Source organism: Streptomyces sp. SL06 (assembly GCF_058244745.1).
The window spans coordinates 3,212,998-3,232,186 of the sequence record NZ_JBSYOT010000002.1; the positions used below are offsets into that span (position 1 = coordinate 3,212,998).

General features: G+C 68.6%; 20 protein-coding genes and 3 pseudogenes. 11 read left to right on the plus strand and 12 right to left on the minus strand.

The window, feature by feature from the left end; genetic code table 11:
- Positions 1–26 precede the first annotated feature (26 nt).
- Positions 27–401 carry a helix-turn-helix domain-containing protein gene (locus AC4IHM_RS14620; protein ID WP_490867475.1) on the minus strand — a complete coding sequence of 125 codons (375 nt, stop codon included), beginning with the start codon at positions 399–401 and terminating at the stop codon, positions 27–29.
- Positions 402–911: 510 nt separating this feature from the next.
- On the opposite strand from AC4IHM_RS14620, the gene AC4IHM_RS14625 reads away from it, so the two are divergent.
- Both AC4IHM_RS14625 and AC4IHM_RS14630 read left to right on the plus strand, forming a co-directional pair.
- Positions 912–1,136, plus strand: a complete 225-nt coding sequence (locus tag AC4IHM_RS14625) for a DUF397 domain-containing protein (RefSeq protein ID WP_490867476.1) — start codon at positions 912–914, stop codon at positions 1,134–1,136.
- A gap of 245 nt (positions 1,137–1,381) precedes the next feature.
- Positions 1,382–2,224, plus strand: a complete 843-nt coding sequence (locus AC4IHM_RS14630) for an SAM-dependent methyltransferase (protein WP_490867477.1) — start codon at positions 1,382–1,384, stop codon at positions 2,222–2,224.
- A gap of 22 nt (positions 2,225–2,246) precedes the next feature.
- Here the strand turns inward: AC4IHM_RS14630 and AC4IHM_RS14635 are convergent, their stop codons facing one another.
- The 3 genes from AC4IHM_RS14635 to AC4IHM_RS14645 form a co-directional block, all read right to left on the minus strand.
- A complete protein-coding gene (locus tag AC4IHM_RS14635) occupies positions 2,247–3,200 on the minus strand; it encodes a helix-turn-helix domain-containing protein (RefSeq protein ID WP_490867478.1) in 954 nt (317 codons plus the stop codon).
- A gap of 175 nt (positions 3,201–3,375) precedes the next feature.
- Entirely contained in the window at positions 3,376–3,663 is a 288-nt protein-coding gene (locus AC4IHM_RS14640; RefSeq protein WP_490867479.1) for a transcriptional regulator, read from the minus strand.
- On the minus strand, positions 3,660–4,004 hold the full coding sequence (locus AC4IHM_RS14645; RefSeq protein WP_490867480.1) for a hypothetical protein: 345 nt from the start codon (positions 4,002–4,004) through the stop codon (positions 3,660–3,662). The genes AC4IHM_RS14640 and AC4IHM_RS14645 overlap by 4 nt, the downstream gene beginning before the upstream one ends.
- Positions 4,005–4,095: 91 nt before the next feature.
- Between AC4IHM_RS14645 and AC4IHM_RS14650 the strand changes: the two genes are divergently transcribed.
- The 5 genes and pseudogenes from AC4IHM_RS14650 to AC4IHM_RS14670 all read left to right on the plus strand — a co-directional run bounded on the left by AC4IHM_RS14650 (position 4,096) and on the right by AC4IHM_RS14670 (position 7,170).
- Positions 4,096–5,073, plus strand: coding sequence for an ATP-binding cassette domain-containing protein (locus AC4IHM_RS14650; RefSeq protein ID WP_490867481.1), 978 nt, complete (start codon positions 4,096–4,098; stop codon positions 5,071–5,073).
- 71 nt (positions 5,074–5,144) lie between these two features.
- Positions 5,145–5,873 (plus strand): ABC transporter permease, encoded by a 729-nt coding sequence (locus tag AC4IHM_RS14655; protein WP_490870838.1) that lies wholly within the window; start codon positions 5,145–5,147, stop codon positions 5,871–5,873.
- Between the two features lie 163 nt (positions 5,874–6,036).
- Positions 6,037–6,510 (plus strand): annotated as a pseudogene (locus AC4IHM_RS14660) (beta-ACP synthase); the annotation flags it as partial.
- Positions 6,511–6,533: 23 nt separating this feature from the next.
- Positions 6,534–6,887 (plus strand): annotated as a pseudogene (locus AC4IHM_RS14665) (hypothetical protein); the annotation flags it as partial.
- Between the two features lie 40 nt (positions 6,888–6,927).
- A complete protein-coding gene (locus tag AC4IHM_RS14670; RefSeq protein ID WP_490867482.1) occupies positions 6,928–7,170 on the plus strand; it encodes a PEP-utilizing enzyme in 243 nt (80 codons plus the stop codon).
- Positions 7,171–7,412: 242 nt separating this feature from the next.
- On the opposite strand, the gene AC4IHM_RS14675 is transcribed toward AC4IHM_RS14670, so the two are convergent.
- Positions 7,413–8,543 (minus strand): TetR family transcriptional regulator, encoded by a 1,131-nt coding sequence (locus AC4IHM_RS14675; RefSeq protein WP_490867483.1) that lies wholly within the window; start codon positions 8,541–8,543, stop codon positions 7,413–7,415.
- Positions 8,544–8,643: 100 nt separating this feature from the next.
- Between AC4IHM_RS14675 and AC4IHM_RS14680 the strand changes: the two genes are divergently transcribed.
- Together AC4IHM_RS14680 and AC4IHM_RS14685 are read left to right on the plus strand one after the other, a co-directional pair.
- The gene (locus AC4IHM_RS14680; RefSeq protein ID WP_490867484.1) at positions 8,644–9,600 is read left to right on the plus strand and encodes an ATP-binding cassette domain-containing protein; all 957 of its coding nucleotides are present in this window, start codon (positions 8,644–8,646) and stop codon (positions 9,598–9,600) included.
- Entirely contained in the window at positions 9,597–10,394 is a 798-nt protein-coding gene (locus tag AC4IHM_RS14685) for an ABC transporter permease (protein ID WP_490867485.1), read from the plus strand. Before AC4IHM_RS14680 ends, AC4IHM_RS14685 begins: the two co-directional genes overlap by 4 nt.
- A gap of 371 nt (positions 10,395–10,765) precedes the next feature.
- Here AC4IHM_RS14685 and AC4IHM_RS14690 read toward each other — a convergent pair whose 3' ends face one another.
- Both AC4IHM_RS14690 and AC4IHM_RS14695 read right to left on the minus strand, forming a co-directional pair.
- Positions 10,766–10,990 (minus strand): hypothetical protein, encoded by a 225-nt coding sequence (locus AC4IHM_RS14690; protein WP_490867486.1) that lies wholly within the window; start codon positions 10,988–10,990, stop codon positions 10,766–10,768.
- Between the two features lie 352 nt (positions 10,991–11,342).
- Positions 11,343–12,148, minus strand: a pseudogene (locus AC4IHM_RS14695) (transposase family protein).
- Positions 12,149–12,343: 195 nt separating this feature from the next.
- On the opposite strand from AC4IHM_RS14695, the gene AC4IHM_RS14700 reads away from it, so the two are divergent.
- Positions 12,344–13,096, plus strand: a complete 753-nt coding sequence (locus tag AC4IHM_RS14700; RefSeq protein WP_490867487.1) for a transposase family protein — start codon at positions 12,344–12,346, stop codon at positions 13,094–13,096.
- On the opposite strand, the gene AC4IHM_RS14705 is transcribed toward AC4IHM_RS14700, so the two are convergent.
- From AC4IHM_RS14705 to AC4IHM_RS14720, 4 genes are all read right to left on the minus strand, one after another.
- Positions 13,097–13,561, minus strand: a complete 465-nt coding sequence (locus AC4IHM_RS14705; RefSeq protein ID WP_490867488.1) for an AAA family ATPase — start codon at positions 13,559–13,561, stop codon at positions 13,097–13,099.
- A gap of 975 nt (positions 13,562–14,536) precedes the next feature.
- Positions 14,537–15,175: a nucleotidyl transferase AbiEii/AbiGii toxin family protein gene (locus AC4IHM_RS14710; protein WP_490867489.1), complete on the minus strand. Its 639-nt coding sequence runs from the start codon at positions 15,173–15,175 to the stop codon at positions 14,537–14,539.
- Positions 15,176–15,186: 11 nt separating this feature from the next.
- Positions 15,187–15,510, minus strand: a complete 324-nt coding sequence (locus AC4IHM_RS14715) for a hypothetical protein (RefSeq protein ID WP_490867490.1) — start codon at positions 15,508–15,510, stop codon at positions 15,187–15,189.
- Between the two features lie 231 nt (positions 15,511–15,741).
- Complete coding sequence (locus AC4IHM_RS14720; protein WP_490867491.1) at positions 15,742–15,891, minus strand: hypothetical protein; 150 nt, start codon at positions 15,889–15,891, stop codon at positions 15,742–15,744.
- Between the two features lie 833 nt (positions 15,892–16,724).
- Between AC4IHM_RS14720 and AC4IHM_RS14725 the strand changes: the two genes are divergently transcribed.
- On the plus strand, positions 16,725–17,894 hold the full coding sequence (locus AC4IHM_RS14725) for a hypothetical protein (protein ID WP_490867492.1): 1,170 nt from the start codon (positions 16,725–16,727) through the stop codon (positions 17,892–17,894).
- A 7-nt stretch (positions 17,895–17,901) separates the two neighbouring features.
- Here the strand turns inward: AC4IHM_RS14725 and AC4IHM_RS14730 are convergent, their stop codons facing one another.
- Entirely contained in the window at positions 17,902–19,173 is a 1,272-nt protein-coding gene (locus tag AC4IHM_RS14730; protein ID WP_490867493.1) for a hypothetical protein, read from the minus strand.
- Between the last annotated feature and the right edge of the window lie 16 nt (positions 19,174–19,189).

Below are 19,189 nucleotides of genomic sequence, written 5' to 3' on the forward strand. Positions count from 1 at the left end.
AAGGGAGCACTCTTTCGCCCACCCGCTTACGAGTTGCCCGGCCCTGCCGAGGCCGAGCTGCCGGTGCTCGACGCAAGGCGGCGTCCTCGCTCGTCTTCCCACACGCGCAGGAGGACTTGCGGGTCCGCGCCGCAAGTCCGAGCGTATTGGAGGATGAAGCGCTTCGGCGGGAAGACAGCGCCGGTGAGGACACCGGTCAGGTATGTGTGGCCGACTCCGATCCTGTCCGCCAGGACCGCGTGGTCGATGCCCGCTTGCCGGCGTATCAGTTCGAGGACGAGCGCGATGTGTGTGAAGTACGACTGGGGACGGCTGGGAGCGGGCCCGGGAGAACAGCCCGGTTTACGGCGACGCCGCCACGGGGAGGGGGTCAACGCGATCTCCTCGGAGAGTCGTGGCACAGGCCCCGGTGGAGGACGCCAATCAACTGCCGGGGCACTGTTGCCGCTCGGCGCTGATGACCGAGCGGGTACGACGGTAGGCGCTCAGTAGTCCCCCGCTCTTCCCCTCCCGGCCGGGGAAACCACAGAGGTGCCTCTTGAAGACGGCCTCCCCGCAAGCAACTTGAGGATGGGAAACCGCGCGCCGTTCGAAGCGGCATTTGACATGGGCATTATCCGCCTGGCGAAATTCCCCTGACCGGACCGTCCGCGGCCGTGGAGTACCGCCGGTCCGTACGAGCTGTGTACGAATTGCACGTCACCAGCGACAGGGCCCCACGACAACCGGTGCGACAGTGCGATGAACCGGCAGTCCCACTGATTGCACTTGCACGCCTCGACGGGCTGAATCCAGACATTGTTGCCCCAAGCATGCATACATCACCGATAAAGGGGCGATCCTCAACTGGTCGGGCGAGATGCAATTGCATCTCGACAACGGGGTGTTCGTTCACCGCAGGAGGTAGTCCGGTGAGGAAGCCGACGCACACGTCACGCCAGGACGCCGACCAGGCCGGCGCGGTCTGGCGGAAGAGTTCGCACAGCAATCCGGAAGGAGAATGCGTCGAGGTCGCACAGCCGCCGGGCGGGGCGGTTCTGTTCGACGACTCCAAGCGGCACAACGGGACCGTAGTGGAGGTTTCAGCCGCCGCCGCGCGGACCTTCGTGGTCGCCGTGAAGCGGGGACGCCTCTGAACGGCTCGGGGTCTTCGCCGGACGCACCCCCCGCATCTGCAAATGGTGCGTCCGGCACGACCGGCCCGCCCGCTCCGCACCCGGCACAACCCGAGGGCAGGCCGGGCCCGAAACTTTTCCGACTGCACGTCGGCGATATCGAGCAGCTCTGGACATCGTCGGTAACCGGCCAGTATCTATAGAGATAATGCAAGTGCATCCGGCCGTTGACGTGGGCGGATTCGGCGGAAACCTGGGGGTGTGCCGTGGGAGAGCAGCCTGCGCCTGGACAAGGACAGGGCGGCGCGACATCGGACTTAGGGCAGGACAAGGCCCATAGTGCACGCATGTACGACTATTACCTCGGCGGGAAAACGAACTACGCCGTGGACCGGGAAGCCGCCACACAGGTGATTCGGGTATTCCCGGCGATCGAGACCGTGGCCAGGGTGAATCGGGCCTACATGCATCGAGCCGTCCGCTACCTGGCCAATAAGGGAATCCGTCAATTCATCGATGTGGGCACCGGTATCCCCACCGCACCCAACCTTCACGATGTGGCGCAGGAAGTCGCACCCGAGTGCCGAGTCGTCTACGTCGACATCGACCCCATCGTCCTCGTCTACGCGGACGAACTCCTCGACGGATCTCCTCAAGGGCGCACCGGCTATGTCCAGGCCGACGCCACCAGACCGGAGGAGGTCTGGGCCGCCGTCGAGGAACGGGACATCCTCGACCTGAACCGCCCGGTCGCCCTCAGCCTGCACGCCCTCCTGCACTTCGTCGTCGACGCGCAACAGCCGTACGACATCGTCGGACGCCTGCTGGATCCCCTGCCCTCGGGTTCCTATCTGAGCATGAGCCACTGCACGGGGGAGTTCGACCCCGAGGCGTGGCAGGCCATCACGGACACCTACATACAGCGAGGGACCCCGGTCCAGGTGCGGACGCGGCCGGAGGTCCAACGGTTCTTCGACGAGCACGGTCTCCAGTTGGAGGAGCCGGGAGTGGTTCTGGCCCACCAGTGGCATCCGGAGGCCGGAAGCGGGCCCGGCATACTGACCGAACGGCAGGTGTCCCTCTACGCCGGCGTCGCACGCAAGCCCTGACGGGGACGGGCGCGTCCACCGGTCAGCGCCGCTTGGACGAATGGTAATGGTGGGCCAGGTGCTGGAGCTTGCGCCGTGTCGCGTCGGGCCCCAGCGAGCGAGCGCGCAGCTGGTCGAAAAGGATCTCGCGGTAGTCGACCAGCTCCTCGTCCTGGACGAACAGTCCACCGTCCACGCTTTCCTGGTAAGCGACCTTGGGCACCCGCCCCTCGAAGTCGAATATCGTCGTGGTGCCCAGCTCGACCGGCAGGTTGAACCGCCCCTGCTCCGCCAGGCGCAGCTGGAATTTGCGCCCGCTGGACAGGTTGACCAGATGGTCCATCTGATCGGCCATGATCTCCGGATCACCCACTCCGTGCCGAAGCGCGGCCTCGTACATCACGGCTATGAGGACCTTGTCCGGCGCGGCGGCAAACCGTTCCTGACGCTCCTTGCGCAACTCCAACAGGGCATCGTGGACGTCGCTTTCGCCCCGCCCGCGCCGGATCAGCGCCTCGGCATACGCGGGCGTCTGCAGCAGACCGTGCAGCACATGAGCACTGCTCACCTTGATCCGGCTCGCCATGTCCTCGAAGCTGATCACTGCCTGCAAGTAGGGCTGGGTGGCGGTCGACCACTTCTGCCACCACGTCGGCTGGTTGGCCATCTCGGCCAGGGCGAGCAGATGCTGCTGCTGCTCACCGTCCCCGATCTCGTACACGGCGAAGAACTGCAACAGGTCCTTCTCCTTGAAGGCGTGATGCCCGTTCTCGATCCGGCTCAGTTTCGAGCCGGAGCAGCCCATCCGGGCGGCAACGTCCTGCAACTTCAGGCACAGGGTCGTGCGCCTGCTGCGCAGGGCTTCCCCGAGCAGCAACCGCGGCGCAGAGGGAACCGCTTCGTCCTTCAGATAACGAACCGTGCCTCGGCGCCCCGCCTTCTCTCCCCCACCCTCGCCCCCACCGAGCGCCCGGGTCCACGCTGTCTGCCTACTCAACCCGCACTCCTTGAATCCGCGACCAGAACTGACCGTGACCCCCCGCCCACACATAGTGCACAGGAATGGGCGCCCCGGAGGGCGAATCGCAAGAAAGTCCAAATCGGCGCACATGTCCAACGGGGCACCGGCTCACAGAGCCCCTCATCAGAGGTAGGCGAGAATCAGCTGCGGTTCAACATGGCGCCGCGTGGCGGGAGTTGGCGAACAAGCCCACGCAGGGCCGGCTCGCCCCGCCGTCGGTGAGTGCGAGCCATGTTCGGGGCGTCTTGCCGACGTAGCCCTTGCGGACCGCGACGTAGCCCATGTCCTCGAGGGCGGAGACGTTCTTGGAGAGGTTCGAGGGCGAGAGGCCGCAGTACTCCTGGACGGCGCGGAACTCCGCTTCGTCGCAACCGGAGAGGAACGCCGCGATCCGGATGCGGGTGACCGTTCGGAACACGTCGTTCAGCTCGGCCGTCATGCGCGGACCTGCTTCCGCGGCACGAACCAGGTGTAGAGGAACACAGCCAGGCCCAGCCCGGCCCAGACCCAACGGAGGTCCGGGCCGACAGCAAGTGCGCAGATCAACATGGCCGCGCAGGCGTTGACGGTGCGCCCGCGCTTCTCACGCGCGGGACCGCGCAGGCCGGTGACGCCCTGCCGGGCCCGGATGCGGGTCGGGATCCGATCAGCCGCCAGGGCAAGGAGGACGCCCCCGGCGATGGCCAACGCCTTCAGCCAGAGAGGCGAGGGACTCGATCCGCCCAGCCCCAGAACGAGACCGTCGGCCCCTTCCTGGCGAAGCCCGGCCTCGTGACGCACCCTAATCAAGTTTGACTAACTCGCCCGAGACGACGTTAACTGTCCCGAGTAAGAAGTAGTCAAGTTTGACTATGCTATCCGGAGGAGACGCATGGCCGACGGGATCGTCGTCGAGGGCGTGCGCAAGCGATACGGCGAGAAGGCCGCCCTGGACGGGCTGGACCTGCGGGTGGAGTGCGGCACCGTGCACGGACTGCTCGGTCCGAACGGCGCGGGCAAGACCACCGCGGTACGGGTGCTGACCACCCTGCTGCGGCCGGACGCGGGCCGCGTGGAAGTGGCCGGGTACAACGTCCTGAAGCGGGCCGGCCGGGTGCGTGCCCGCATCGGTCTGCTCGGCCAGCACGCCGCGCTCGACGAGGAACTCGGTGGCCGGCAGAACCTGGAGATGTTCGGGCGGCTCTACCACCTCGGCGCCCGGCGTGCCCGCACCCGCGCCGACGAACTGCTGGAGCGCTTCGGCCTCACGGACACCGGCGGCAAGCAGGTCAAGCGGTACAGCGGTGGCATGCGGCGGCGGCTCGACCTGGCCGCCTCGCTGATCACCGAGCCGGAGGTGCTGTTCCTGGACGAACCGACGACCGGACTCGACCCGCGCAGCCGGGCCGAGGTGTGGGCCTCGGTGCGCTCCCTGGTCGGCGGCGGCACCACCGTGCTGCTCACCACCCAGTACCTGGAGGAGGCCGACCAACTGGCCGACCGCATCTCGGTGGTCGACCGGGGGCGGGTCATCGCCGACGGCACCGCCGACGACCTGAAGGCCCGTATCGGCGGTGACCGTATCGACGTGGTCCTGCGCGACGCCGGGCAGTTGGGCGCCGCGGTGGCCCTGCTGCCGTTCGATGCCGAGGACATCTCGGTGGACGTCGACCGCCGGCGGTTCAGCGCTCCGGTCGCCGACCGGATGAGTGCGCTCACCCAGGTCGTGCGGGCCCTGGAGACGGCGGACATCGAGGCGGAGGACATCGCGCTGCGCAGGCCCACCCTGGACGAGGTGTTCCTGCGGCTGACGGGGCGCTCCGAGGAGACGGCGGAGTCGGACGTGGCTCAGGCCAAGGAGGCGGTGTGAGCGCGGTGAGCGGCACGAACGCGGTGCGTGAGGGGGGCGGGCCCGCCCGCTTCCTGAGCGACTCCTGGACCATGACCCGGCGGGAACTCTCCCACGGGGGGCGGCAGCCGGTGCGGGTGGTCGTCGGGGTGATCTTCCCCGTGATGATCCTGCTGATGTTCGGCTATCTGATCGGCGGCGGGCGGGAGGTCGGCGGCGACTACATCGACTACCTGGTGCCCGGAGCATTGGCGCTGACCATGGCCTTCGGCCTGGAGGGCACGGTGATCGCGGTCACCCAGGACCTCAACAAGGGCGTGATCGACCGCTTCCGGTCCATGCCGATGGCCAACGGCGCCATTCTGGTGGGCCGTTCGGCGGCGGACATGCTGCAGTCGGCGCTGAGCCTGGCCCTGATGATCGGTGTCGGGTACGCGATCGGCTGGCGGCCCCACACGACGGCGGGCGAGTTCCTGGGCGCCGTGGGGCTGCTGTTGCTGTTCCGGTTCGCGATGCTGTGGATCGGCATTTACCTGGCGCTGGTGGCCGGGAAACCGGAACTCGTGCAAGCCGTGCAGATCCTGGTCTGGCCGGTGGGCTTCCTGTCCAACGCCATCGCGGCCCCCGAGTCCATGCCGGACTGGCTGGGCACGGTGGTCCAGTGGAACCCCATGTCCCAGACCGCGACGGCGGTACGGGACCTGACCGGCGGCGTCGGCGGCGAGCCCGGTCACGTCTGGGCCTCCGTGCTCTGGCCGCTGGCCCTGCTGGCGCTGTTCTTCCCGCTCGCCCTGCGCCGGTTCGCGAAGCTCAGCCACTGAAGCCTGTCCGACTCCCGCGTCGGAACCCGCGTCAACCCCTGACCCCACCGTGGACCGGCCCTTCGCCGGACCCCGGTGGCGGCGTCCCTGCCCCCGTCAGGGATGCGGCCACCTGCGTGACCACGGTGGTGTTTCCCGGTGCTCCTGCCATCGGCGGACGGGAGCCAGCCGCAGCGACGCGTACCACATGACCGGACTGCGCCCCGACGGCCGCGAGATGGCCGAGGCGATCAGGATCGAGCTCGACGAGGCGCGGCTCGACCGCACCCCGTCGACTACGTCAACGCGCACGGCTCCGGCACACGGCAGAACGACCGGCACGAGGCGGCTGCATTCAAGCGCGGCCTCGGCAGCCACGCCCACAACGTCCCGGTCAGCTCCATCAAGTCGATGATCGGCCACTCACCGGACGCGATCGGCTCGCCGGAGGTGGCCGCCGGCGCGCAGGCCATCACCCACAACACCGTGCCGCCGACGACCAATCCGCACGCTCCCGATCCGGAGTGCGACCTGGACTACGCCCCGCACACCGCCCGCACACAGCGCACAGCGCACCGTGCTCAGCGTCGGCAGCGGCTTCGGCGGCTTCCAGAGCGCCATCGTCCTCACCCGCCCGCGGCCGGCGGAGGCCGCATGACCGCGACGGCGGTGGTGACCGGGATCGGCGTCGCCGCGCCCAACGGCCTCGGCACGGCGGCCTGGTGGGCGGCCGCACTGCGCGGGGAACGCGGCACCGGTCCCGTCACCCGGTTCGACGCCTCCGGCTACCCGGTCCGACTCACCGGCGAGGTACCCGACTTCGTCGCCGAGGACCATGTGCCCAGCCGGCTGCTGCCGCAGACCGACCGGGTGACCAGGCTGTCGCTGGCCGCGACCAAGGAGGCCCTCGACCTGGATCCTCCAGGCTCGCCCGGTGACCAGCGCCCTCCCCGCCAGGTCGGCGGCCCCGCCGGACGCCACCGGGGAGAGCAACGTTCGCACGGGTACGCCCGGAAGTTCCTGCTCCGCCGCTGAACCGGCCCGCGTGGTAGTCGGCCCCAGCGATTTCCCACGCGTGCGGCCCGGCGACGTACTCGTGTGCAGGACCACGGACCCTGCGTGGACCCCGCTGTTCGGTGTCATTGCCGGGGTTGTCACCGAGACCGGTGGCACGCTCTCCCACGCCGCGATCGTGGCACGGGAGCAGGGACTCCCGGCCGTCATGGCAATTCCGGACGCGACGACGGTCCTGCGCGACGGCGCGATGGTCGAGGTGGACGGAGACACTGGCCGGGTCGTGCTCCTCGGTTACCGGTGAGCTGGTCCGGAGATCCTGTCGCAGATGACCCGGACTGCCGGGCCGGGCCCGGTCCGGCGGTCGGCTCGGCCAGCAAGTCCTGGCCCGGTGCCGTGCCGCACGTGGTCGAAGCTGTGGCGCTCGGGCACTGCGGGCTGCATCGGCGGCCCCCGTACGGTCCGCTCCAACGCCGGGACGGCGTCCAAGCGTTGGCACGGACCGACCGACGGAACCGGACAACCCGTCGATCATGCGCGCCCCGTCTACGCCTCGTCAGTGAGTCTCCCCGAATCCGCGCTCTCACGCTGCCCGCGTCCTTCGAGGGCGCCGCCCTCGGCCACGGCGTGGCCGGCGCCGCGTCCGTCCGCGCGTGCCACGATCAGCCCGTCGCGCACCCGGATCGCGACCTCGGTGTGATCGTCGGCCGAGTCCCGGCCGACGGCCGCGGAAACCGTGCCGCCGTCGTCGAACACGATGCGCAGCCGCGGTAGTTCCCCGGCCGCGAACACCCGTCGTAGACAGCCGACGAGATCGACGATCCGAAGCCGGGCCAGTCGGCCGACCTCGGCGGGATCGTCCGTCACCACGACGAGTGTCACCTCGTCACACAACCGCGCCGACCGCACCGCCTCCACGGCTGCGGACAAACGTCTCACGCCCAGCACGACCACCACGCCGTCGTCGTCCAGGTCGACCTGACGGCCGGTGACCTCGTCGCGCAGTCCCTGCGGCGCTGCCCACTGGTCTTCCGCCGGCTGTGCCGGGGCGACGAAGGACAGGTGTGGCGGCTCCGAATCGTCGATCAGGGTGATCTCGGCCAGGTGCTCGGCGGCGCGGGCCAGGTCGAACGGGTCGCCGACCCCGGAGGCGTTCTCCGCGAGAGCGGCCGCGCCGTGGAGCAGGGTCAGCGCCAGCCCGGCCAGTCGCACCGTCCGGGCGCGCACGGCGGTACGTGGCTCGACTGCCAGAGCGAGCAGCAGGGCTTCGAACCGGACGAGTTCGGCCAACGCGGCCCGGGTCGGCTCAGTGTCGAGCACTCCGGACAGCGAGCTGAGCTGAAGATGTCCGGAGCCCGGTGTGTCGCCGGTGAAGGGCAGCCGTTCGAGCCAGACTCGGGCGAATGCCCCGAGTGCCCTTCCGGGTGAGTCGGGCGATTCCAGCGGTGGTTCGGCGCAGGCTCGGGCGTGTTCGGCGGCTTCAGCGAGCACGGCGAGGTAGAGCGCGCGCTTGCCGGTGAAGTTGGAGTAGACCGCGCCCCTGGTCAGTTCGGCCCTCTCGGCGATCCTGTCGATCTTGGCCTCGCCGAAGCCGTGCTCGGCGAACTCCTGCCGGGCCGCGGCCAGCACCACCGCACGGGTCCGTTCCTGCTGTTGTGCGCGGGTCAGCCTCGCCATCGTCTCCCCTTCTGTGCCGCTTCCGCTTCCGCCGTGCCATGATACAGACGGCATCCAGATGTTGATGCCATCAGAAAACAGTGAACATCGGAGGTTGATCGTGGGTGACCTGGGGTTCGAGGTCGACGGACTGGTCAAGAGGTTCGGCCGGACGACCGCGGTCGACGGAGTGAGCCTCGTGGCTCCGCGCGGACAGGTGCTGGGACTGCTGGGGCCCAACGGCGCCGGCAAGACGACCGTCATCCGGGTGCTGGCGACCCTGCTGCGCCCCGACGCGGGCCAGGTGCGCGTGGCGGGGATCGACGTCCGGCAGGATCCGGCTCGGGTTCGCCGGCGCATCGCGCTGTCGGGGCAGCACACGAGCGTCGACGACGAGCTGTCCGGACGGTCCAACCTGGTCATGATCGGCCGGCTCCTGGACCTCGGGCGGCCCGACGCCCGTCGGCGGGCCGGTGAGTTGCTGTCCCGCTTCGGCCTCGACGATGCGGCCGACCGGCCCGTCGCCACCTATTCGGGCGGGATGCGACGCCGGCTCGACCTCGCCGCCAGCCTGGTGGGGCGGCCCGAGGTGGTGTTCCTCGACGAGCCGTCGGTCGGGCTGGACCCCGGAAAGCGCGATGAGGTGTGGCAGATGATCCGCGGGCTCGCCCAGGACGGCGTCACGGTCCTGCTCACGACGCAGTACCTCGAAGAGGCCGACGCCCTGGCCGACGCGATCACCGTCATCAACCACGGACGGGTCATCGCGTCCGGCACACCCGCCGATCTCAAGCGCGAGGTCGGCGGGCACACGATCGTTCTGCGACCGTCCGATCTCGGCGACCTCGACCCCGCCGCCGCGATCGTCGCCCAGGTCGCGGGACGGGAGCCCGACAGGTCACGCCGCCACGAACTCATCGTGCCGGTCGCCGGCGACGCGGAGTTCTTCGAGATCACCGCCCAGCTCCTGGGTCACGGCATCAACGTCAGTGAGTTCGCGTTCCGCCTTCCCAGCCTCGACGAGGTCTTCCTGTCCTTGACCGGGGCTCCCACCACCGAAGCCAAGGACGCAGCATGACCACATCCCTCTCCGAGACTCCCAGGCCCCCACGCTTCGGCACCCTCCGGCACAGTGCGGTCCTCGCCCGGCGCAGCCTCGCCAAGACCAGCCGGAACCCCGGCCCCATCATGAACGGCATCGTCACCCCCGCACTGTTCATGGTCCTGTTTCTCTACCTGTTCGGCCGCCCGGTCGCCGGCACCACCGCCGAGTACCTCCAGTACCTGTTCCCCGGAATCCTCGTCATGGGCGCCGGGCTTGCGGGCATGATCTCCACCGGCTCGGCCATCAATCTCGATCTGAAGAACGGCGTCACCGACCGCTTCCGCAGCCTTCCGATCAGCCGTACGGCTCCGCTGCTCGGCTCCGTGCTGGCGGACATCCTCCGTTATCTGATCGCCGTGGCGGTCTTGTTCGGCATCGGCGCACTGCTCGGGTTCCGCGTCCAGGGCGGCGCCCTCGCCGCACTGGGGGCGGCCGGACTCGCCATGATGTTCGGGTTCTGCCTGAGCTGGCTCATGGTGTTCATCGGTGTCCTCGTCAAGAGCGCCGACGTCGTACTGTCGTTGAGCTTCATCGCCTTCCTGCCGCTCCAGTTGGGCAGCAGCCTGGCCGCCCCGATCGACACCCTGCCCGGATGGCTGCACGCCTGGGCGGACATCAACCCCGTCACCCACGTCATGAATGCCTGCCGCGCTCTGCTGAACGGGACACCGGACAACGGAAGCATCGGCGTCACTCTGCTGTGGTCGGCCATCCTGTTCGTCGTCTTCTGCCCACTCGCGGTCCGCGCCTACGGCCGCCAGGAGTGACGGCACCGACCGACGACAGCCTTGCCAACCGAACCGCACACCGGGGGCCCAGAACACGAAAGTGTCCGAAGCCCACGTGCCGGACATCAGCCCGCCGGTGCCACACCCCCTGCGCTGCGCAGGCACCGCCGGTCCCGTCACGCACATGTCCGGCGAACTACCCGGTTGGCGACTCACGGACGCCGCATCGCATCGTCCGAGATCGCCGACGCCTTCACCCGGGGCTCGACGCCTGCCCCGGTGTCGCGACCGGTAGCGGGGCGGCCACGACGGACGGAGCGGTACACATGGCCCGGGAAGCCCGGTCATCCTGATACGCCCAGGGACCTACCCGAACAACATGCGCTGCCTTACCGCCGCCACCGGTGTCGTCACCACTCCTGGCGGCCCGGCCCAGCCATGCCGCAGCCGTGGCGCGAGCTATGGTCGGTCAAGAACGACCTGCGAGTGTCCTGGTTCACCCTGGAGACGCTCAGCGCCGCGACCGGGACCTCATCGTCATCGACGACATCGGCCTGCCGCCAGTCGGAGAAGACGCAGCCGAGGCGTTCTGCCGAATCTTGCCAGTGGTGTTCCAGCAGGTGGGGGCGGTTCAAGGGGCACACACCTGGGTTTGTGATGACCACCACCCCGGGCATCTCAGGCTCTTCGGCACTTTCGGGCCTTGCCCCCGAGGAGTGGGCACCTGTTCGTACTGTTATGCGGCAAATATCAGGGTAACTGACTGTTGTTCGTATGTGATCGGTGCCTGCTGTCCGTTCGCTGAGTGTCGTCGGCGAGTGCCACGAAGCGTCTCGCGTTTTAAGGGACTGCGCCCTTCACCTACTCATGCTGGTGGGGGGCGTCGGTGAGACCACTACGTCGACGAGGTGACGCGGCTGATCGTAGTCTCAGCCCATGAGTAGCGACCGTGAGCGAGTTACCGACGAGATCATCAGTGAGCCTCTTTCATCCTCCGTATCCGCAGATCAGGAGGGTGTGGACGGCGGCGACGATGCGTCCGATGCGGTTGGTCGAGCATCGGGCTCGACGAAGGAGGCGCCACGTTTTCAGCTGTGCGAAGGCGCGTTCGCCCGGGGCGCGTAGTCGGGCGTGGTCCGGGTTGTACTGCTGGTAGTGATCGGGCAGTTCGTGGTGGTGGTAGTAGGGGGTGCGGACGGTAGCGCCGGCGCCCTGGTAGGCACGGTCGGCCAGGACGGGGATCTCCCGCGTGTGGCAGTTCTCGATCACTCCGTGAGCGCGGGGGGCGGTCAGGTCGTGGGTGCGTCCGGGCAGGGCCCGCGAGAACCACAGGGGGGTGCCGTCGGGTGCGGCGACGACCTGCACGTTCATGCCGTGCTTCTTGTGCTTTTGGGAGTAGTACGGCTCGTCCGCCGCGACCCGGTCGGTGGGGATCAGGGTGCCGTCCAGGACCACGGAGTCGTCCTCGCCGCGGCCGGTCAGGGCCTCGCGCAGGCCGGGCGCCCAGGCGGCGAGGACGTCGGCCGTCTCGTCCACGTACCGCCAGGCCGTCACTTCGGAGACGCCGAACCCTGCGCCGAGCCGGGCGAGCGTCTCGTTCTTGCGCAGGTGGGCAAGGGCGAGCTGTGCCTGACGCAAGCAGCTCAACCTGCGCCGGCGAGCGTGGCGTTCACACCTTCGGGCGTAGATGAGCCATGAGACATGCTCGACCAGCTCGTGCGGGACATCGAGCGTGGAAGGATACGGAACCAACGAAGCCCCCCGGCCGTCGGCGTGTTGAGTGAGATCACCACACCAACGACGAGGGGCTTCGCCACGTCACCGCCCCTGACCAGCCTGGTTCACCCGACAGCACAGGATGAAAGAGATTCACTGAGCCGTTTCCAACCTGACGGGAGGTTGGGCGGATGACCCCGGCGGCGGGCAGGAAGAAAGCTCCTGGTAGACGGGTTCACGACCAAGATCACCAGTCCGCCAGGAGCTTTCGCGTGCTTGTCTACCCGTCCGGTATCGAACTGTCCAGCCGAGCCCTGCAACACCTCTCCGGTCTCCTCGCAGGTCACCGCCGTCGGATCGGCTCCCGGTGGCGTCGCCTGACCTGCGGTCGGCAGACCCTGCCCGTCCTGGCCCACCTGCGCTGCGGCGACACCTACGCTCGCCTCGCAGCGGGTTTCCGCGTCGGGGTCGCGACGGTCTACCGGTATATACGCGAGGCCGTCGATCTCCTGGCCGCTCTGGCGCCCACGCTGGAGCAGGCGATGCAGACCGTGCGGAAGAAGGCGTACGTGATCCTCGACGGCACCGTGCCGCCGATCGACCGCGTTGCCGCCGACCAGCCGTACTACTCGGGGAAGAAGAAGCACCACGGGATGAACGTGCAGGTCCTCGCGGATCCAGCCGGCCGTCTGATCTGGGCCTCGGACGCGCTACCCGGAGCCGTGCACGACCTGACCGCGGCCCGGACCCACGGCATTCCCGCCGGTCTCGCTGCCGACGACATCAAGTGCTGGGCGGACAAGGCGTATCAGGGTGCAGGCCCTGCTGTCCGCGTCCCGTTCCGGGGCAAGAATCTGCGCGGCTGGCGCCGGCGTCACAACCGCGATCACGCCAAGATCCGCAGCCTCGGCGAACGCGCCATGGCCACCCTCAAATGCTGGCGGCTCCTGCGGAAGCTCCGCTGCAGCACCACCCGGATCACCGCCGTCGTCCGTGCCGTCGTCGCCCTCGAACTCACCACCTGATCAAGATGGAAAAGGCTCACTGATGAAGACTTCCTGCATCTGGGGGTGCAGGTGGGCTTCGGGTTCCTCAATGAAGAACAACTGCAGGGCCGGCCGGGGCTTCAAGCGCAGGCAGGCGTGGTAAAAGCCGATGACCTGGACCACGGTGCTGATGAGCTTGCTGTAGCCGAGGCCGTTGTGGCCCTCAGGCAGCGGATGGTCGCTCCCAGGCGAGGCGTACTGGATGCGGGTGCTGCCGCGGAGAATATCCCCAGACTCGATCAGCGAGATGATCTCCGGCGTTTGCAGCGGAGCGATAGTGCCCACGCCGAAGGTGCGCAGTTCGTCGAGGATGGGTCGGAACAACAGGTCGTAGTTGGTGTCGATGCTCTTCGAAGCGACGGCCAGCGCCTGCTCGATTTCCTCGACGTTCTGATTGCGTTCCTCGTCGGCGCTGTTCGCTTTGTAGAAGGTCTCGATCCACACTTCGCTAAAAGCGAATCATTCGTTCGATTAATCAGGTGCTTCACCCGGACTGAAGCCGGTGGGCGGAGGCCGGTGCAACTGCGGCGGCGGAGCCATGCCTTAGTGCCCAGACGATGGGCCGCCCGCCGTAACAGACGCGGGAGAGCCATAGAGATCAAGGGGGCGGGCGGACTCGTACGACGCAGCGGTCGGCGGCGCACTTCACTGCGGGAGGGTATGGCACGGGCAGCTGTCAGAACGGCACAAGCCCGAGATCGCCAAGCCCAGGTCATGGACAACCCAACTTGCCCCAGGACTCGGACGCCCCGCAAGAATTCTGACGTTTCATCACGCACAGCTGTCCACCGGCTGTCCACCGGAAACATCTCGCACCAGATGAATTCCGCAGCACGGCCGATCAAAACAGCAGGTCACAGCCTTGCTACCACCCATCGGCGACTGCGAGTAAACCTGCGACCTACGCATTGCGATGCGTAGACCACACATGCCCGATTCACCCGGAATTCAAGGTCAACCAAAACAAGAAACCCCAGGTCAGAGGCCTGATTTGGGGTTTACCTTGGAGCCGCCTTCGGGATTCGAACCCGAGACCTACGCATTACGAGACCATGAGCGTTCATATTGCCTCGTGCCCCGTCGTGCTCCGTGGTGACGTTCTACCTGATCAGAGCACGTGCGGCAGGTTGGCTGGTGCCACCCCGTGATGCACGGTCCCAAGGCGTCTGTCCACCGGCTGTCCACCGACGAGGTTGTCGCTGGCTCACCAGCGAGACTGGAGCTGGGCTCCCGACGACGCTGCCGACCTGTCGGAGAGTCGAACGGAAGCCGCTGCAGGACCTCCACAAGCGTCCCCTCGGTGGGGTTCCGGCATCGTGCCCCCCCTGCTCAGGTGCCCGACGCCGTAGCCGCGAAGGAGCCCGCGCCAGTTGGCGCTCAGGTCGACACGGCCGACTGGGTCATCTCTCTTCGAGCCATTCATCGAGGATCTCGGCGGCCCAGGCACGCAACCGTCGGCGCATGTCCTCCACCTGGCCGCCATCGACGCCGTATGCCTCGTACTCCCGGTCCGGCCAACGGTCGACAGCTCGCAGCGCTTGGGCGAAGTAACGCGGATCGAACCCCGGCGTCGTGCTCCGACGCCAGCTGCAACAGCCGGCCACCCGAGTACCGCCCGGAGGCGAGCGCGGCATTCACGTCGAGGTAATCCCGTGGCGCGGCCCGTCCGAACAGCGTGGTCACCTTGTTGGCTACCGCATCATCGGGGTGGAGGACCGGGCCAATCTCCAGCACGGCAGGCGGGCGAGCCCGCCAGTCGCACCCGAGCTCCACCTTCGTTGTGTGCCCCTGTTCATCGACAACCGCGAACCGTGCGAACACCCCACCGGACTTCTCCACCTCAACGGCGAAGTCCGCCGCCCGGTAGGCGGCCGCCATCGTATCGACGGCCTCGGAGAAGGCGACTGGGTCCGCGATGTCCGTGAAGAGGTCAACGTCATCCGACAGCCGTTCCAGGAACCCGTGCGCCTGAACCGCGTACCCGCCGGCCAGGACAAAACCGTATCCCGCGGCGGCCCCAAGACCGATACAGGCGAGTCGGGCGTGAAAGGGGTCCATACAGGTGGATACTACGCAGCCCTGCGGACCAGTTGCGGTAATCGCCCTTCCCACATCAACCGCGCGCGCGGCGGAAGCCACAGCCTCTGCCACACGGCCGAGAGCAGCAGGGGGTCCAGGAACTTCCGCAGCTCCTCCACACGCATGGCCTCACGGATGACCGTCTCATAAAGCATCCGCAGGTCAACGTCGTCCGACAGGTCGTAGACGCGCTTCGGCGTCCAGTCCAGCACAGTCGGCAGAACCACCACCTCGGCTGCCGGACCGGCCAGCTCCTCCAGCGTCTCCGGAACCGTGTAGGGCCGGATCTCCGCATACCGCACCCGAGACTCCATGCGCCCAGTATGCCCCCGTGCGAGCGCTGTCCGCCGGTCGCTGTGGTGTCCGTCAGAGACATCGGCGACGCCTCGATCCGCAACCAGACACCGGAGCTGCGCGCCGCCACCCGCCCGCGGGGGCTGCGAAGGCCGCCCCTGAGCCGACCACAAGAACCACCGTCGTCCCGATCACCGTGACCGCCCTGGACCCGCCCCAGCGCAACGCATGCCCGTGGACTCAGAGTCCGTTCAGCCGGAGAACCGCCCTGCCCCCGGTACCCGAGCTGGCAGCACTGCCCCGATCTCGGCCGCGAACCTCACCAGCTCCTGATGCTCGGGAAGCTCCCACAGGGCCTCGCCCACCAGGGCGCGGGCCCGGTCCAGGTCGCCCCCAGGCATGACTGGCCTGGAACGGCAGCGAATCGGCACCGGCGAGGGCAGGGTGCGCAGCCGGCGCGGCGCTAACGTTCCGAGGCTGAGGAGTCATAACCGTAGACCCGCTTCGCTCGGGCAGGATCCGGCTCAACCAGCCGCTCGAGTGCCTCCAGGTACCCGCCTGGCCCAGGCCACCCAGGCATCCGGTCGGCCAGCAGGCGTCGAGCATCGAGGCGAGCGAGGTCTCACGCTCGCTCGCCGCGCCGCACCCGGTCCGCGTCCAGAGTGCGGTGACGGCGTCGGAGACGACGAACCGCGCCACCTCCATCGGATCCTCGGAGCGGCAACAGTCGTAGCCCTTCACGTAACAGGCCAGATCGACCAGCGTCTCCATCGCCTCCTCAGCCGGGCGCGAGTCCGGTGCCGCGAGGCCATGGGCGAACTACGCCGGGCATTGGCTTCCCGCGCAAGGAGCAGGAGGGCGAGCGGCTGCTCAGCCCGCGACCCGGGGTCCGTGACCTGGACCCCATTTCGGCGCGAGTCCCCGCCGCGAGGCTGACCGTGATCTACCGGACCGTGGGCGATCTCGACGCGCCGGGCAGCGGTGTCCAGCTCGCGCCTCCAGCCGGGCGCTGAAAGCCACCACCGCCTTCGCCCCGCCGAGCAGCCGAGCCAGCCGTTCCCTCGGTGCCGCCACCACACGCCTGCCGTCCGGCCCCTGCGGGCCCCCGTCGTTCTCGGCCCGATCTGAACCCTACGGCACCGCCGGGACCGTAACCGTGGATAGTCCCCGAACGAGGGATCACGTCCAGGTCCCGTGAGATGAGCCGCAGCGCACGGCAGTAGTCTGCACGGCCGTGAGCGAGTACCAGTACTACGAGTTCCAGGCCATCGACCGACCGTTGACGAACGACGAGCTCGAAGGGGTTCGGGCGTTGTCGAGCCGGGCCCGGATCAGCGCGACCCACTTCGTCAACGAGTACCACTACGGCAACTTCCGCGGCGATGAGCGCAGACTGATGGAGCAGGTGTACGACGCCCATCTGTACTTCGCCAACTGGGGTTCGCGGCATCTGCTGCTTCGACTGCCCACAACACTGCTGCCCGCCCGCAGCACCGAGCCGTACTGCGCGGAAGACGCCTTGACCTGCTGGACCAGGAAAGGGCATTTGCTGCTCGACTTCTCCTACGAGGCCGAGGACGGCGGCGAGTGGGACTTCGAGACCTCCTTCACCCTCGCCTCGTTCACCACCCTGCGTACCGAACTCGCCGCGGGCGACCTGCGCCCCCTCTATCTGGCCTGGCTTTCCGGGCTCACCCGCTGGGAGCTGGAGGAGGACGTCGACGAGGACGAGTACACCTCCACCGTCGAGCCGCCCGTACCTGCCGGGCTTGCCCGACTCACCGGCCCGCAGCAGGCATTGGCCGACTTCCTGAACATCGACCCGCACCTGCTCACCGCTGCTGCCCGCGCGAGCGCTGCCGCCCCTTCCCAGGCGATCGACAAGGACGCGCTCGCCGCCTGGATCCGCGCCCTGCCACCACGTGAGAAGGACACCCTGCTGCTGGACGCAGCCCTGGGCACCGCCCCGCAACCGGGCGCCACTCTGCTGGCCCGACACCGCGCCGCGTCCCGTGGTACGGCCGGACCGTCCACCACCACCCGGCGCCGCTCGGCCGCGGAACTCCTCGACGCCGCCCACGAGGTGCGCAGCGAGCACACCCGGCAGCAAGACCAGGCCCGCACCCGGGCCCGCCGAGCCGAACAGCGCGCTCGCGAGAGCCACCTGGACCGCCTGGCCGAGAACGCCGAGCAAGCCTGGCAGGACATCGCCCACCTGATCGGGCAGAAGCAGCCCGGCCCCTACGACACCGCCGTCACCCTCCTGGAGGATCTCCGCGAGGTGGCCGACCGGGCAGGCACCTCCGAGGAGTTCGCCCGACGCCTGCACGACCTGCGCGAACAGCACCGCGGCAAACCCTCGCTGATGCGGCGCCTCATCGACGCCGGCCTGACAGCCCGCTGATGCACGCTCAGACGCGGTCGCGCGGCCCCTCGGCCAGGAGGCGGAGCGCGGCGAGGGCGGCAGGGCGGCCGGTGGCAGAAAGGGAGATCGGGGCGTCGATGGACCGTTCCGGCTCGAGGTAGCCGAGTTCGCGGCCGGTGTGCCAGAACCTCCACAGCAGCCGCTCGGTGTCCTGCCTCTCCATCGCGGTGCCGTCGCCGTGCGTGAAGCCTGCAGCAAGCACAGGATGGATGGCATCGCGCAGGTCCTCGCGGAGCCGGGGCTCCGCCCACAGCGCGCCCAAGGCGCACTCGGTCACCTGCCGATCCGCTGCGGTGGTGCCGAGCCAGGCCAGCGCGGCCGTGTGCTGGCGCAACTGGTGGTCCTTCAGCTGAGCATGGCCGGCAGCCGAGAGCTTGAGCGTACGAAGGCGCTTGGTCACCAATCGGTGAGTGCGGGCGAGTTCGTGCAGGCCGGCCAGCTGGAACAAATCCGACTCGGAGCGCGGCCCCTTGCCGATCGGGTACCAGTGCGGGTAGTGGGCAAACGCGGCTGCCACCACTTCCCGCGGCAGGTAGCCGGCCTGGGTCAGGGTGACGCCGTCACCGATCTGCTCCAGCAGCCACCGCAGCGGCTCAGCCGTGTCCACGGGTGCCGCGGCCGACTCCTCCAGGGAAGGCAGCACACCGGCGAGCAGGGCGCGACGCTCAGCCGGGGGCGCCTCGGCCCACAACTCGCATCGCTCGCGGCGGACGGCCTCCAGCGGGGCGCGCCCCTCAAACACGGGCTGCACGGTGGTGATCCAGTGCTGGACGAGCCGTCGGCGCGCGACCGGGAACGCACGCGCGTTCGGGTCGAACTCGCCCTTGTCCAGAGCCTGCTCCAGTCGACGTTCGAGGTTGGCACGGGCCAGCGCTTCCTGGATGCCCATGACCTGCCCCCAGCTCAGCTCGGGTACGTCCGGCGGGGTCGTGGGCGAGGCGGCCACGGCCTTGCGGTAGGCCGCGAAACCCGTCTCCTCGGAGCACTGCCAGGCCGCCAGCACCTGGGCGGTGGTTTCGCTCGTGCACACCGCGGCGGCCCGAACGCGGCCGATCGAGGTCAGCAGGTCGGCCAGGACGGCGACAGCCCGCCGCTGCTCAGGGGCGTCCGCGTGCCACTTGCGGGGCAGCTCGTACCAGCAGAAGCGTTCAACCTCGGCCGCCGAGAGCGCGACTAGCGGGTCACCGCCGGGCACCAGCCAACCCAGCAGGCGCTGGGCCATCGTCTCGTCCGCCACCAACGCTGCCGCCTCCGCCACACTCCGACCTACCTGC